Annotated in this window: 14 protein-coding genes; 8 read left to right on the top strand and 6 right to left on the bottom strand. The window is 52.1% G+C overall.

Annotation, left to right across the window (positions count from 1 at the left end; translation table 11 throughout):
* The first annotated feature begins 6 nt into the window (after positions 1–6).
* Positions 7–831, top strand: a complete 825-nt coding sequence (locus F6R98_RS04605) for a glycosyltransferase family 2 protein (protein ID WP_153247983.1) — start codon at positions 7–9, stop codon at positions 829–831.
* 54 nt (positions 832–885) lie between these two features.
* Entirely contained in the window at positions 886–1,734 is an 849-nt protein-coding gene (locus tag F6R98_RS04600; protein WP_153247982.1) for a glycosyltransferase family 2 protein, read from the top strand.
* A gap of 383 nt (positions 1,735–2,117) precedes the next feature.
* Here F6R98_RS04600 and F6R98_RS04595 read toward each other — a convergent pair whose 3' ends face one another.
* Together F6R98_RS04595 and F6R98_RS04590 are read right to left on the bottom strand one after the other, a co-directional pair.
* The gene (locus F6R98_RS04595) at positions 2,118–3,263 is read right to left on the bottom strand and encodes a glycosyltransferase (RefSeq protein ID WP_194270136.1); all 1,146 of its coding nucleotides are present in this window, start codon (positions 3,261–3,263) and stop codon (positions 2,118–2,120) included.
* Positions 3,256–4,044 (bottom strand): glycosyltransferase family 2 protein, encoded by a 789-nt coding sequence (locus F6R98_RS04590; RefSeq protein ID WP_194270135.1) that lies wholly within the window; start codon positions 4,042–4,044, stop codon positions 3,256–3,258. Before F6R98_RS04590 ends, F6R98_RS04595 begins: the two co-directional genes overlap by 8 nt.
* 173 nt (positions 4,045–4,217) lie before the next feature.
* Here F6R98_RS04590 and waaC point away from each other — a divergent pair, with 173 nt between their 5' ends.
* The 6 genes from waaC to F6R98_RS04560 all read left to right on the top strand — a co-directional run bounded on the left by waaC (position 4,218) and on the right by F6R98_RS04560 (position 11,606).
* Complete coding sequence (gene waaC, locus F6R98_RS04585; protein ID WP_153247979.1) at positions 4,218–5,213, top strand: lipopolysaccharide heptosyltransferase I; 996 nt, start codon at positions 4,218–4,220, stop codon at positions 5,211–5,213.
* A gap of 152 nt (positions 5,214–5,365) precedes the next feature.
* On the top strand, positions 5,366–7,129 hold the full coding sequence (gene msbA, locus F6R98_RS04580; RefSeq protein WP_153247978.1) for a lipid A export permease/ATP-binding protein MsbA: 1,764 nt from the start codon (positions 5,366–5,368) through the stop codon (positions 7,127–7,129).
* 25 nt (positions 7,130–7,154) lie between these two features.
* Positions 7,155–8,462 (top strand): hypothetical protein, encoded by a 1,308-nt coding sequence (locus tag F6R98_RS04575; protein ID WP_194270134.1) that lies wholly within the window; start codon positions 7,155–7,157, stop codon positions 8,460–8,462.
* 1 nt (position 8,463) lies between these two features.
* Positions 8,464–9,942, top strand: a complete 1,479-nt coding sequence (locus F6R98_RS04570) for a UvrD-helicase domain-containing protein (RefSeq protein WP_153247976.1) — start codon at positions 8,464–8,466, stop codon at positions 9,940–9,942.
* Between the two features lie 356 nt (positions 9,943–10,298).
* Complete coding sequence (locus F6R98_RS04565) at positions 10,299–11,036, top strand: outer membrane protein (protein ID WP_153247975.1); 738 nt, start codon at positions 10,299–10,301, stop codon at positions 11,034–11,036.
* A 78-nt stretch (positions 11,037–11,114) separates the two neighbouring features.
* Positions 11,115–11,606: an NHLP leader peptide family RiPP precursor gene (locus tag F6R98_RS04560; protein WP_228125083.1), complete on the top strand. Its 492-nt coding sequence runs from the start codon at positions 11,115–11,117 to the stop codon at positions 11,604–11,606.
* A gap of 15 nt (positions 11,607–11,621) precedes the next feature.
* Here F6R98_RS04560 and F6R98_RS04555 read toward each other — a convergent pair whose 3' ends face one another.
* The 4 genes from F6R98_RS04555 to F6R98_RS04540 are packed head-to-tail and all read right to left on the bottom strand — an operon-like array spanning position 11,622 to position 13,911.
* Positions 11,622–12,062 (bottom strand): hypothetical protein, encoded by a 441-nt coding sequence (locus F6R98_RS04555; protein WP_153247973.1) that lies wholly within the window; start codon positions 12,060–12,062, stop codon positions 11,622–11,624.
* 6 nt (positions 12,063–12,068) lie between these two features.
* Positions 12,069–13,034, bottom strand: coding sequence for a DUF364 domain-containing protein (locus F6R98_RS04550; RefSeq protein WP_153247972.1), 966 nt, complete (start codon positions 13,032–13,034; stop codon positions 12,069–12,071).
* Positions 13,031–13,408 (bottom strand): hypothetical protein, encoded by a 378-nt coding sequence (locus F6R98_RS04545; protein WP_153247971.1) that lies wholly within the window; start codon positions 13,406–13,408, stop codon positions 13,031–13,033. Before F6R98_RS04545 ends, F6R98_RS04550 begins: the two co-directional genes overlap by 4 nt.
* Complete coding sequence (locus tag F6R98_RS04540) at positions 13,405–13,911, bottom strand: hypothetical protein (protein ID WP_153247970.1); 507 nt, start codon at positions 13,909–13,911, stop codon at positions 13,405–13,407. The genes F6R98_RS04545 and F6R98_RS04540 overlap by 4 nt, the downstream gene beginning before the upstream one ends.
* Positions 13,912–13,916: the final 5 nt, after the last annotated feature.

Below are 13,916 nucleotides of genomic sequence, written 5' to 3'. Positions count from 1 at the left end.
ACTGTTATGTCCCCTCCCACCGTCGCAATAACCTTTGCCTGTTACAACCAGGTCGACTACACTCGCCAATGCGTAGACAGCATGGTCAGGCATGGTCAGGATTTAAGCCGTCTGGTGGTTGTAGACAATTGTTCGCATGACGATACTCGCGCTTATCTGCGATCATTGCCGCTGGGTGGACTGATTTTCAACCAGGACAACCTCGGTTGCGGCGTTGCGTGGAATCAGGGCGTTCTGGCCTTGCAGGCGGACTGGAGCATCATCATGAACAATGATGTATTGGTATCGGCGGGTTGGCTTCACAATCTGATCGAAGCTGCCGAGGAGTATCAGTTGAGAGTGATCTCTCCTGCCATGATTGAAGGCGCGCTGGACTATGACTTCGACGCTTTTGCCGCAAATGCCGGCGTAAAGATGAAACAGGCCTTGCGGCTGGGAGTCGGGCATGCAGTCTGTATGGCTGTGCATCGTTCAGTGTGGATGGAGATTGGCTACTTTCAACCCGTCCCCAAGCTGTTAGGCTATGAAGACACCATGTTTTTTCACGAACTGGACAAAGCAGGAATAAAACCCGGCATCACCGGGCGCTCATGGCTGCATCACTACGGCTCGGTCACGCAAACCGCCATGAAGCTGGAACGAGGATTATCCCAGAAAGACGAACTCGGCTACCGTTACAATCACCATCTATTGCGACAGTCCTGGCTGGAGCGCAAGCTCAAAAAGCTGGCGCGTACCCGGCAACTCAAGGCATGGCGCGATGCCGAGGTCCGGCAATTCGGCTTCAGCATGCATGGGCAGAGGGAAAATGAGAGTTTCCACTGGTTGTGAGCGGGTAAGCAGTCGATCCAAAATTCAGCGTATTGTTCGCACATTGGAATTATCATGTCTATCGCCGTCATTGTCACCACCTATCAAAGACCGCTCGCGCTCAATTGCGTGCTTTCCAGTCTTGCCGCGCAAACTCGACTACCCGACGAAGTTATTATCGCCGACGACGGCTCCGGCGCGGAAACAGCCGATCTGATCAGCATCTGGCAAAAAAAATTTCCGTGCCCTCTGCAACACGTGTGGCAGAAAAATCTGGGGTTTAGGGCGGCTCGGTCGCGCAACCGTGCTGTGGTTGCATCGCGCAGCGATTATCTGATTTTTCTGGATGGCGATTGCCTGGTTTTTCCCGACTTTGTAGCCAAACACCGGGCTCTGGCCGAAACCAAGCATATAGTCATGGGTAGCCGCATTCTATGCTCGCAGGAACTCACCCGCCGCATAGAACAACAACAGGAACAACCGGCACATTGGGGCCCTTTTTTCTGGCTGCAAGCCCGGCTATGCAAGCATGTCAATAGGTTGTTGCCTTTGCTAATGCTACCAGGGCATAAGTGGCGCAAGCAGAAAAACAAGCATTGGAAAGGCATACGCACCTTTAATCTCGCTGTCTGGCGTAGCGACTTTTTCCGCGTCAATGGCTTTGACGAAACATTTCAAGGCTGGGGACACGAGGATGCCGATCTCGCGGTACGTCTTCTGCATAGCGGAGTATCGCGCAAGCACGGACAATTTGCGCTGCCCGTCCTACATCTCTGGCACACTGAGAGCGACCGCAGCCGTGAAGCAATCAATAGGGCAAATTTGGAGCAGCGGCTCGCAAAAGCGCAGATACGGGCGCAAAACGGGATTGACCAATATGCCGCCCCCCACGGCGCAGAAGCGATTACGGAATATGCATCCTGATTCTAAACTGGATACATATAATTTGGTGATTAGCGCTAATGTTCACAAGCCATTGATTACTCGTGCAGGGCGGAAATCATCTTATCATTATAATTCAAAGATCTCCATTGGTCTAATCCATACTTTCGTGAATTTCAGTGCTAATCACCTTAAACCATTACACTGATGCGTGTTCTTTTCAAATCACCTATAGCGCGTCTTGCGATAATGAAACAGGATCTTGATCACATGGAACGGGTGCTTATCTATGGAACCACTGATTAATTCAAACGATTGTGGGCACATACAATCAAAGGCTTGCCGCGTATTTCATGGTACAAACGGATTAAATCAGCGCATCCCTATACCGGCAGATGAAAATTACAACAGCTTATTAAATGCGCCTATGCGAAGCGCATAATGCTTGCCAGCGCTTTTTTAAACGCCTGATAGGAGCATTGATGACGGTAATTGTTCAACTGTTCCGAACAGGATGAAGTTGCGCTCAACGATTCGATTGCTGAAGCAAGCGCACGCGCATCATTATCCTTAAACAAGACACCCAACCCATAATTCCCCACCAGGCGCCCGATCAAATGATAATCGCTGGCAATAACGGGTTTCGCATATTGGGCCGCCTTGGATAATATATTGGATGAGCCATAATGCGACAAATAAGGTATCGTTAGATAATCAGCGTATTGCAGCAGAAATTTCTCTTCAGCACCGCTGATAAAACGGTCGATCAACACGAACGAATGCGGTTTTTTCAACCCAGCGAGACTGTCAGTCAACCCTGTGTTTCTTTGAAACCCGGCAATTATCAAGGTTAACGGAACATCTGCATCCGCCTGCTTTAGCGCGTTTACCAGCAATTCTGTTCCCTTGCGCCTATCGCCAACACCATATTGCAGCAACCGTATTCCGCGGGTCTGCGCGCCAACCAACTCCGGCGGACAAACCGGATCTTCGTCGTTATCGCGCCACGGGTCGGGAATAAATACAAAGCGGGAATAAGCACCGTACATTTCAACGGAGCTTTCGATCAAAAACGGGTCGAGCAGTAATATTCCGGCAAAAAACCCTTGATGTAACAGCAAGCGCATTCCCTGGCGCTTCCAGGTATTCCCCAGCGTTTTCTGCGTGACGTCTAGAGGGCGCGGACGATGATATATCGCGTTTATTTTACCGAACAAGCACTGAGGCGGCCTATAACCCAGCAACACCTTACGAAACAAACCAGACGCAATCGTATCGAAATTATTCAGAATGATCCGGTCGCAACGATATTGCAAAAACACCGCCGCAACCGCAGACAAATAGGTTTCCACCGACGTTTTCCGCCCGCGCGGAAAACCGGCCAGCGTCACTACGGAAAGAAGCTCGCCGTCTAATTGATTGATTCTGCTCTTTACTTCATCAAGGTCGCCATGCGCCAGCAAAACAGCGTCGCAGCCCAATTCAAGCATGGATCGCGCCACCAGACCCAGCCACAGGATGTGATGCCCGGCGATTTGAGCATCGACAATCAGAATTTTAGGCCTATTCATCTTCCTTATCACGATAAATCGGCCCATCTTTCAAGGAATACTCCAGAAGCATATTATAACGAAAGAAAGTACTGTAAGCCTGCTGCACCGCAATAATAAACCCCGGATATCCATCCAGAAACCCCAGCTTGATAAAATAGCCACGAAAGAACTTCCAAAACGAACGCCAAATGGCGCCCGCCATGCTGAATTTTTTTACACCGAGGTTGGCGTCGATAAACGCCCTGGTAAAGCTGTCGTTTTTTGCAAGAAACAAGTACATGGTTTGAAAGCTGTAATGCAATAAATTTTCACGCGACTTCAATATCCCGCCATCTACCACCAGCTTCTCATGAAGATAATTACCTTCGAAACGCGCACGATCCCTTCTGAACAGACGAACCACGCGATCCGGATACCAATCACCGTGCTTTATCCAGCGATCGAGCAGCCAGGTTTTACGGCAAAAACTTACCGCTGCAATTCTTTCATCATTTTCTGCAACAACTTTTTCCATTTCATTTCTCAACGCCGGCGTAGTTTCCTCATCGGCATCAATACTGAAAACCCAATCATTCCTGGCATAACTCAATGCAAGATTTTTTTGATTGACGAATCCCTGCCACTGATGGTGATAAACACGCGCTCCATATCGCAAGAGAATAGCCTCGCTATTGTCTGTGCAATCGTTAAGTACAGCAACAATTTCGCCAGCGAAAGCATGAACGGATTTTAAACAACGATCTAAATTGTGCTCTTCATTTTTAATGATAAGAATAACACTAACAGGCAATTGCCTCACATTTACCTCCATAACAATTGCACGGAAAACATAATCAGACCGGCGTTATCCTGCAAATAACAACCCGCACATCATATCGTTTTTCTATAAAAATGCTAATATAAGGCATAATGTATCCATCAACCTTCGTGAACGCCGAAGCTGTTCGTCCACACATATTCCGATAACCTCACATGCGTATCCTGATTATCAAAATGACCTCGCTGGGCGATATCGTGCATATGCTTCCCGCCTTAACCGACGCAGCGGCGCGTTTACCCGGATTAAGCGTCGACTGGGTCGTGGAAGAGAATTTTGCCGCCATCCCCGAACTGCATCCGGCAGTTGGCCGCATTATTCCCATCGCACTTAGACGCTGGCGCAAAACCCCGCTGTCGGCATCGGTACGCCGCGAAATCGGCAGCTTTGCAGCATCCCTACGAAAGGAACCCTACGACCTCATTATCGACAGCCAGGGGCTGATCAAAAGCGCCGCAGTCGGCATGCTGGCTCGCGGCGTGCGTAGCGGTTACAGCTTTGCCTCTGTGCGCGAGCCATTTTCGTCCCTGTTTTTACAAAAACGCTTTTCCGTCGAAAAAAACATTGCGGCCATACTGCGCAACCGTCTGCTGATGGCCGGAGCAATAGGCTATCAAATAGCCGACGATGCGCCTTTGAATTACGGAATAGGCTCCGTTTTCGCAACCGCACCCGCTGATTTTCTTCCGGCGCGCTATCTGCTGGCGCTGCACGGAACGGCACGGCGTGAAAAAGAATACCCGCTCGCCGACTGGAAAGTATTGATCGAGCGCTGCTCGAAGGCTGGCTGGCCGGTAGCCCTGCCTTGGGGCAACGCCAGAGAGAAACAGAGAGCCGAACAACTGGCCGCGTATGGCGGCACGGTATTGCCGACAATGGGACTAAGGCAATTAGCCACAATTGTCGCATCCTGCCAAGGCGTGGTAGGCGTCGACACAGGGCTCATGCATCTTGCCGCCGCTTTGCGTAAACCCGGCATCGGGCTTTACCCGTCCACAGCTATCAGCCGCTTCGGCGTTCTATGCGAACCCGACGGTCCGCTTATCGCAAATTATTGCGAAACCTCTGATCTCGAACCGGAACGGGTCTCGGAAAGCTTACTGGCCTTGCTTGAGCCGGCGTTTCCCAGGACCGCCATCGCTGACAAGTAGTTAATATTATCAATGAAATACCAGGTCATTCCGAATAAATCAGTAAGCCATTTACTTTGTGATAAACTTAGCTCCATTAGCGCCAGCCGCACATACAAAGCAGGTTCCAGATTAAAACCCCACGAGCTTGACCCTAACGACAATAGCCATCCATGCCCAAAATTCATCGCAACAACAGCCTCGCCGTATTCCGCAGGTTGTCGCAGATCGGCCTTCCCTACTGGAAGATGTTTGCCGTATCTCTGGTTTCGATGGCGATCTACGCGAGTCTTACCCCGGTTTTCGCCAAGCTGATCCAACCGTTGATCGATGGCAGCTTCATCAGGAACGACCCCAGTTTTTTACGCGAAGCGCCCTTTATTTTATTGGGTTTATCTCTGGCTCGAGGGATCACCGGCTTTCTGGCTGATTATTATTCGGGCTGGGTCGGAAGGCGCATCATTGCCGATATGCGTCGCAAGCTTTTCGATCAGCTGCTGAACCTGCCCTGTAAATTTTACGACAAATCCTCGTCGGGCGAGTTGCTGTCGCGCCTGCTGTACAATACCGAGCAAGTCGCACACGCCATGACCAGTGGCTTTGTCAGTCTGGTCAAGGACGGTCTGGCCATCATCGGACTTACCGCGCTGATGATTTACGAAAACATTCAGCTTTTTCTGGTCTTCCTGGTAATAGGTCCGTTACTTGCTGGCGGCGTTGGCAAAATTGCGAAACGTTTCCGCCGCATCAGCGCGCATATTCAGGAATCGATGGGTAATGTCGGCCATGTGGCCCAGGAAGTCATCGATAACCAGCGCATCGTCAAGGTTTTCAACGGACGCAGTTACGAGGCAGCAAAGTTCGCCAAGGAAAACGAGTGGAATCAAACGCAGCAGATGAAAATGATCATGAACGATGCGATGGGCAGTTCAGTGATCCAGTTCATTTATATCTGCGGTTTTTCAGCTATTCTCTATGTCGTTTCCATAGACAGCGTACGGGCAAGCATCACGCCGGGCAGCCTGATATCGTTCGTGGCGGCAATGGCGATGATGCAGAGTCCAATCAAACGCATTACCCAGCACTTTGGCGTCATTCAGCGCGGCGTAGCGGCAGCCGACAGTATTTTCGAACTGGTCGATCTGGATAGTGAATCGGACCGGGGTACATTGGAGCTGGATCATGTGAAAGGCGATATCGAATATCGTCATGTCACGCTGGCTTATGACGGGCGCCTCGGCAACGCGCTGGATGATGTCAACCTGCGAGTTCCGGCTGGCTGCTCGGTCGCGCTGGTCGGACAGTCCGGCAGCGGAAAAACCTCGCTGATACGCCTGCTGCCGCGCCTTTATGATCCGACCAACGGTGAAATCCTGATAGACGGACATAATATCCGCGAATTTTCCCTGCGTAACCTGCGCAAACACATTGCCTACGTAGGACAAGAGGTCACACTGTTCAATGACACCATCCTCAACAACATTGCCTACGGCGCAGAAAAAGGCGAGCAGGTACCTTTCGTCGCAATACGCGATGCGGCGCAACAGGCTCACGCGCTTGACTTTATCGAAGAACTGCCGCAGGGCTTTGATACGCTGGTCGGACAACAGGGCGTCGTGCTTTCCGGCGGTCAGCGTCAGCGCATTGCGATTGCCAGAGCGCTGCTTAAAAACGCGCCGATACTGATACTGGATGAAGCAACCTCGGCGCTTGATGCCGAATCGGAGCGCCATGTACAACAAGCGCTTGATGTATTAATGAAAAACCGCACCACACTGATGATAGCGCACAGACTATCGACGATACAGGATGCGAACTGCATCCATGTCATGCGCGACGGACGTATAGTCGAATCCGGCTCGCATGCGGAGTTGCTTGAAGCCCGATCATGCTTTGCCGAACTTCACGCACTGCAATTTGGCGAAACAATCGCCTAAAGGTTACGGAGTTGCGTTTATGGTCATGTTGGGGCTATTGTCCCTGATCCAGATGTTTTTCCTGCCCGGCTGGCTGATAGCCAGCGTCGGGCTGGGATGGCTGCCGCGCATAGATCAGGCTTTGTTGGTCGCTCCACTCAGTATCGTCACCAGTTACTGCCTGATAGCATCCCTGACCTTGACCGGTATCTATACCCAGGAAACCGTACTCGCCTTGTTTGTATTCGAGGCCTTGCTGGTACTGTCGCTGATGCACGACGAGCGCAATACCGAAGGAGCGGGCGAATGGATGAGCATACGCGATCTGATACCCGATTATGCCAGCGGTTTACTGATGTTGCTTGCGCTTGCCAGCGGAATGCTGATATTCCTGCAAATGAAAACCGCATTTGCCGGAGAAGAGTTTCTGATGTTCTGGGATCGTTGGGCGGAGGACTGGTACCATGGTCACCTGCCCCATGCTACAGGGTACTATCCGCAAATGCTCCCGGCGCTCTTATCCCTGAATTACCTGTTCATGGGAAGCACCGACGAAAAACTTTTCGCCTGCCTGCTGCCGCTTTGCTGGGTTATTTTAACGTCATTGATCTGGTCGCGGATGGCTGTGCTGCTTCCGGCCTACAAAAGGGAAATACGCTGGGGATTTGTCCTGCTGATCGCGCTTGCCGCGTTCACCGAAAATCTGGCCTGCGCCTACTCGGGGTTTTCCGGCTACCTGGTTATTTATCTGGTTTCGGTGGTAGGGTATGCATTAGTGCTGTCGGGAACAACCAGCGGGCGCAAACATATCTGGCTGTTTAAATTAACCACATTCATCGCTGCCGGCGCGGCGGTAACACAGATCTCCGGGATTTATCCGGCCCTGACGCTTCCGTTGGTATGGTTTATACAGACAGGAAGAAAGTGTCAATGCCATCTCCTGTGCAGAAAACTCTGCATAAAAGCATTTACACTGATCACCCTTATAGCCGGCAGCTGGTATCTTTACAAATACGGACAATCCATCGTGCTCGGCAACACGGTTGCTTTGACCTGGGTACAAGTCCCCCAGCCTTACATCTTTAGCCTGCGGCTTTTCCACCATACGCCATTAATTACGCTGAAATCATGGATCGCGCCGCTATTGCTCGTCACGCTGAGTTTGCTCTCTCCGCTCGGCAGACTTTTGCTGGGCTGGTCGCTTCCGTTGGGTTTGGCGATAGGACTCATGGCGAGATACACCCATTACGGCGACATTTCCGCATTATTGCCGGCCATGGCGATAGCCGGAGCATTGGGAGTTTCCTGTTTACGCACCTTGCTGTGCGCACGGTTCCACTACTGCTCCGGATGACATGCGACTCACCGATGAACAGCGCGCCGTTATCGAATCGGATAACCAGGTTTCTATAATCAATGCCGTAGCAGGCAGCGGAAAAACCACGACACTGATCGAATATGCGGCCTGCCGCCCCCGGGAACGCATTCTTTATCTGGCCTATAATCGCTCGGCCGCCGCAGAGCTGAAAGAAAGGCTGCTGGCCCGCAATCTAAAGCATGTCGCCGTCAGCACCATGCACGGCCTGGCTTATCGTTACACCGGCAGCCACAGTCTGAAGCTGGAAGGCGATATCAGCGAATGGCGCCTGCTCGACCAATATGTTCCGGCAGCGGAGCGCGCTACCGAACACGCAACGCTCTATGCCTGGCTGCTTAAGGATCTGCTCAACTTCTACCTGAATTCTGATATACGCGCACTGGACGACAGCCTGCTGCGCGCACACATGACCATAACGGCGCCCAGCGATCAGGCCGGCGCACTTATCGAACGGCACGGCGAGGAAATGCTTGCCATCCTGCGCAACATTCTGGCCGATATGCGAGCGGGACGCACGCCGGCGATACATGATTTTTATCTGAAGTTATTCCAGTTTGTTCCGGCCCGGCTACCCTACGATCTGGTCATGGTCGACGAAGCGCAGGACGTGTCGCCGGTCATGCTGGCCATCGTCCGCAGACAATCACACTTGCGCCAGATATTTGTCGGCGACTCCTTTCAGCAGATTTACGGATTCCGCTTTGCAATCGACTCGCTCGGCGCCATCGAAGGCAATCGCTATTGGCTGACTCAGACGTTCAGGTTTGGCGATAAGCTCGCGCGCCATCTCAGCGCGCAAATCAACAATGCCTATGAAATATTGGATGAAACGATATCTCTGCAAATCCGGGGTACGGAACAGGATACCCGCTTCGGAAAACAAGTGCGGAAACAGCAATCGCACAAAACCGTTATCGCGCGCAGCAACCTGTCGCTGTTTGAGTCGGTCATTGAGCACATTACGCGCAACGCCCGCAACCTCTACTTTGAGGGAGGACATCCTGGATATGGCTTTTTGAATTCGCGAGTGGTCGGCCTGTATTATCTCAAAGAGGGTCAAGCCGCAAAAATCAATGATCCCTTTATCCAGCGCTTTCCGTCATTCGATGAAGTAAAACGCTTTGCGCAGGACGCGCAGAGTCAAGCCTTATCGCTGGCTTGGGATCTGGTGCAGCGTCATGGCAGCCGGCTGTTCGAGTTCGACCGCAGCATAAAGGAACGTCTGGTTGCAAAGCAATACGCGCAAGCCGTGTTTACCACTACTCACAAAGCCAAAGGGCAGGAATACGAAGATGTGGAAATGGTGCAGGACGACTTTACCACGCGCGAAGATCTGGCCCGGCTTTACAATTCAGGCAAATCCGATCTCAACCCGGCGAGATTGAAGGAAGAAATAAACATCTATTATGTGGCCGCTACGCGCGCAAAAAACTCTATCCGGCTAGCGGATTTTTGAGGGGCATCTCCCGATTGGAAGCGTCTGGCAGACGTTGAAAAACAATTTGCATGGATTCAGTTAAATCAGTGTGTCCTTTTTTGCAGGGGAAGCTCCATAATAAGCTGCCGTTACAACCTTTTCCACCGCTCGTCAACATATCTTCTTCCGTGCCGCTGTATACTTACGGTACAAAAATATCCGGGAAGTCTTTATACTTTAAGCTCATTAAGTTCATACAGCGAGGGAGCAGCGTGTTTTTGTCATTCAGAAAGCAATATATTTTGGTGCTATTGGGATTTTTATCGTTGGAACTGACTTGCCTTGATGCGAACGGAGCCGAGGCCTGCGCACCAGGCCAACAGGAACTTCCTTCAATGTCACGAGGGCTATATCTGGGTATTTTCGGGGGCGGAGGAAACTCCAACAACAATAATTTCACCCAGAGTGGGACGGCTCTTTACGGCGACGCCAAAGGCGGCCCCCTGGTTGTCAATGCGCAAGGCGCCGCCAACTCCAATTCAACCGGGATTGGCGGACTTCATATTGGCTATGAATGGGCGGGGTGGATGATGGGCCAGGAAGGGGCAAGATGGGGCCTGCTTCCTTCTGCCGAATTTGAAGGCTATTATCTAGGAACCACGCAAAGCGGGCAATTGCTGAATCCAACCCCCAGAGTTCCGGAACACACTTTTAGCGACAACTTTCCCGTTAATGCAGGGGTACTCTTGACCAACGCACTGTTCAGCCTGCGCACCCCTTATCTGGACACTATCTTTCCCTACGTCGGGGCCGGCGTCGGAGCCGCAATCGTGTCGATATCAGGCGCCAACTCAGCGCAGACAAATCCGGCTGAGCCGGGAATAAACCATTTCAACTCGAATCCGAACGCTTCCAACTGGGGGTTTGCCACCCAGGCCAAAGCAGGCGTTCGCGCCGAGATTGTCGACCACTTGTCGCTGTTTGTCGAATACCGTTTTCTTTATATCTCTCCGACCAATTACACTTTCGGCACTACCGTATACCCTACCCATATTGCCACCACCCCATGGAATGTCAACTTTGGAGGCATGTACTACAACATGGGAGCAGCCGGTATCGAGTACAGTTTTTAACCGAAGAGAACTAATAATGGCGTATTGTTACTTATACAATGACTGTCCCAAATCAAATCCGATTGGAGCTTGGCAACGATGATGGAATTAATAATGAACACAGAATACAAGCAAGTTGCGAACGATGAGCAAGCGGAATATGAGGTACAATATGCAAGATTGATTGCCAAATGCTGGTCGGACGCTACATTCAAGGCCAAACTACTTACGAATACCGAGGGAACTCTGAAAGAGGAAGGCTTCGAGCTAGCTGAAGGCGTTACCGTTAAAGCTTTGGAGAACACGGATAGCCTGTTTCATATAGTGATTCCCGAAAGAACGGCGGAGTTGTCCGATGAGGAATTGGACGGAGTTGCTGGTGGCGTTAATTTCAGAAAGATCCGCGCTGCTATCGGCAGAACCGGTGTGACGATCAAAAACCATACCGTTGCCGGTTTTATCGAGCTCAAGAACCATGGCGAAGCCGCGGGCAAGGACATAAGAGCCGGCTATCAGTGGGTGGGAGGTACTCTGGTCGAGAGGCAGCCGGGCGAGACAGGCAGCCACTTCTGGAAAAATCGCCCATGGTGACTCATGACTCCCCTTCTACCCGCCCAAAATAAACTCATAGGCCTTGCGCAACAAATCCATCTCGACCGGATGCCCTCCGCGCAATTCGGTGATTGGGTAAAATCCGGCGCCGGTTTCTGCAAAATGCGCGCGCGGGGGGTCCATAGCCTTCAAACGCGCCAGATAAACCGTGACCGTACCGCTTGGTATTTCAACAGATTCAATAAAATCGGTTTCGACCTCAACACTTTCCGGAGGCAATCCCAGGACGGTCGAGAAACGTTGCCCCAGCGTGGCGGGATGTTCTAATTGCGCGCAGCCATTATCATAAACAACCTCACCCGGTTCCAGCGGAGACGACAAAAACGGAAAAGGCTCCGGCAGCATGACACTGCCGTTATTCATCCGCAAAAACAGGGTGCGGGCGCTGGTCGCCTGCTTGTGATAGGCGAGAAAATGAGGTTCCGTTAATGACATAAGAATTCAGTGTTCAGGCTTGGAGCTATCCCAGAGTTTTTTAAAACAAGTATCGAGGCGCGAAAGACGCCGATTTACCGCTTCGAGCTGAATATAATGGGGAAATCGCGCTTTGTTGCCATGTGCATACCAAAGCTCCATGCCTTTGCTCAGGCTTTCCTTTTCTCTGGCCGTCTGCGCGATAAGCGCCCTGCTCCAATCGGAACAGGCGGCATGGCTGACAGCGACGATGCGGTAGTGCAGCCCCCCCTCGAAAAGCCGCACGCCGCCGCCTTCGGCAAGCGTTGTTCTTATCTGCGCACTGTCGTCCATGACCACGCCGGCCAGATAATCGATGCCGAAGTGATAAAGCTCCGGTAGCCAGGGCGTGGTCGGCCCCATTAACACCGTGGTTGAACCGCGCGCGAGCTGCGCCAGCCGAGGGAAGGTTTTATTGGTCAGACTGCTCGCGGTAATAAATACCCAGTCGGCGTCAGGCAGAAGATATTCGCAGGCGCTGTCCGGATAATCCTGCGGGCCGGGCTGACGTTCAAGCACGGCCATATCGATTTGATTTTTTTGCGCCCATTCGTGCAATCCGGGGTAACGGCCGATCACCACGACATGTTTACCCGTCAGCTCGGAACGGAAATGCTCGAAGACCGCGAGATTATTACTGAAACCTTCCGAGGTCAGATCAATGCCTTCAGGCGCGGACGCGCGCGCATTGATGCCTGCATTGACAACCGCCATGCCGACCACGGATTTCCAAACGTCGAACTCTCGCAACCATCCCGTCAGGGCCGAAACGCGCTGCCCCTTCAACTCTCCTGACCACTGCAATGTGCGCGTAGACGCATCCGGGCTCATCGCCAAGCCGATTGCTCCCGCATCGCAATAAGTCCAGACCTGCCCCAGAATCAGTTCTTCAAGCGCCTGCGAGCCTCCGGCATAGTCCTGCAATAAATCGTATATTTCGTAAGGTGCGATCATGCGGAGTCCGGCGCCGGCTGTAAACGGGCTTCCGCCTTGATGGTTTCGCCCCGCCCCCATACGACAATGGCTTCGACAAACCAGTTTTTTTTGTGCGGATGCGGACGAACGACATCGTATTCGCCATAAAACGACCCATCGGCATGCAGGGTAATCTCACCGATACGATAGCCGCCATTCCCCAGCCAGCGCCCGCAATGCGATGCTTCGCCGCTGTAGGGATCGTTAACAGCCTCAAATTGCAGGGTATCCACGCTGGGGGAGGCGGCTTCGCCCAAAGCAAAATGCAAAGCCGCCAGTTCATCGCCGATACGCCGACACAGCCGCTCGGCGCGTATCCGGTTTTCAACCGATAATTCGTTAACCGTCATCATTCGAACTCCACACCCACCGACTCCGCCAGTGCGCGCGTTACCGATGCACCTGATCGATCATCCGGGTCCAGTTTGAACAATACTTTCAATACCGAAGCGGCTTCTTCAGGCTTATGCTGCCTGAGCTTGATAAATGACAAGGCCTTCAGCGAAAACAGATAAAACAAACCAGCTTCACTTGCATACAAGGAACGCGGGGCAGCCTTTTTAACCAGTTCATCCCAATTCGGATTAAAGCGTCCCTGCCGCGCCGACTCCGACAACGCCAGGCGCGCCGCACGCTCAGCATCGCCCAAACGACAATGATGCGCATAAAATTTATACAGCGCAAAATACACTTGCAAACAGCAAGGGTCGTCGGCCTGGACCTCCCACAGCGCGCGCTCCGCTTCCAGGCGATTGCTGCGATTCCTGGATACGGCATACTGCAAACGCCTGTGCGTCGTGCGTTTGATGCCCACACCAAAAAAAACGGGGTCTTCGACAAATCCTACCGGCGTCATGATTC

The organism is Candidatus Methylospira mobilis, from assembly GCF_009498235.1.
Taxonomy (GTDB): domain Bacteria; phylum Pseudomonadota; class Gammaproteobacteria; order Methylococcales; family Methylococcaceae; genus Methylospira; species Methylospira mobilis.
Note: the sequence above shows the minus strand (reverse complement) of the source record. Positions and strands in the feature narration are given on the sequence as shown.

What these genes read in the sequence shown, in the direction of transcription:
- waaC (WP_153247979.1), top strand. Translation starts at nt 4,218, where the DNA reads ATGCGTATCCTGATTATCAAAATGACCTCGCTGGGCGATATCGTGCAT.
- F6R98_RS04540 (WP_153247970.1), bottom strand. Translation starts at nt 13,911, where the DNA reads ATGACGCCGGTAGGATTTGTCGAAGACCCCGTTTTTTTTGGTGTGGGC.
- msbA (WP_153247978.1), top strand. Translation starts at nt 5,366, where the DNA reads ATGCCCAAAATTCATCGCAACAACAGCCTCGCCGTATTCCGCAGGTTG.
- F6R98_RS04560 (WP_228125083.1), top strand. Translation starts at nt 11,115, where the DNA reads ATGATGGAATTAATAATGAACACAGAATACAAGCAAGTTGCGAACGAT.
- F6R98_RS04595 (WP_194270136.1), bottom strand. Translation starts at nt 3,263, where the DNA reads ATGAATAGGCCTAAAATTCTGATTGTCGATGCTCAAATCGCCGGGCAT.
- F6R98_RS04555 (WP_153247973.1), bottom strand. Translation starts at nt 12,062, where the DNA reads ATGTCATTAACGGAACCTCATTTTCTCGCCTATCACAAGCAGGCGACC.
- F6R98_RS04545 (WP_153247971.1), bottom strand. Translation starts at nt 13,408, where the DNA reads ATGATGACGGTTAACGAATTATCGGTTGAAAACCGGATACGCGCCGAG.
- F6R98_RS04605 (WP_153247983.1), top strand. Translation starts at nt 7, where the DNA reads ATGTCCCCTCCCACCGTCGCAATAACCTTTGCCTGTTACAACCAGGTC.
- F6R98_RS04575 (WP_194270134.1), top strand. Translation starts at nt 7,155, where the DNA reads ATGTTGGGGCTATTGTCCCTGATCCAGATGTTTTTCCTGCCCGGCTGG.
- F6R98_RS04565 (WP_153247975.1), top strand. Translation starts at nt 10,299, where the DNA reads ATGTCACGAGGGCTATATCTGGGTATTTTCGGGGGCGGAGGAAACTCC.
- F6R98_RS04570 (WP_153247976.1), top strand. Translation starts at nt 8,464, where the DNA reads ATGCGACTCACCGATGAACAGCGCGCCGTTATCGAATCGGATAACCAG.
- F6R98_RS04600 (WP_153247982.1), top strand. Translation starts at nt 886, where the DNA reads ATGTCTATCGCCGTCATTGTCACCACCTATCAAAGACCGCTCGCGCTC.
- F6R98_RS04550 (WP_153247972.1), bottom strand. Translation starts at nt 13,034, where the DNA reads ATGATCGCACCTTACGAAATATACGATTTATTGCAGGACTATGCCGGA.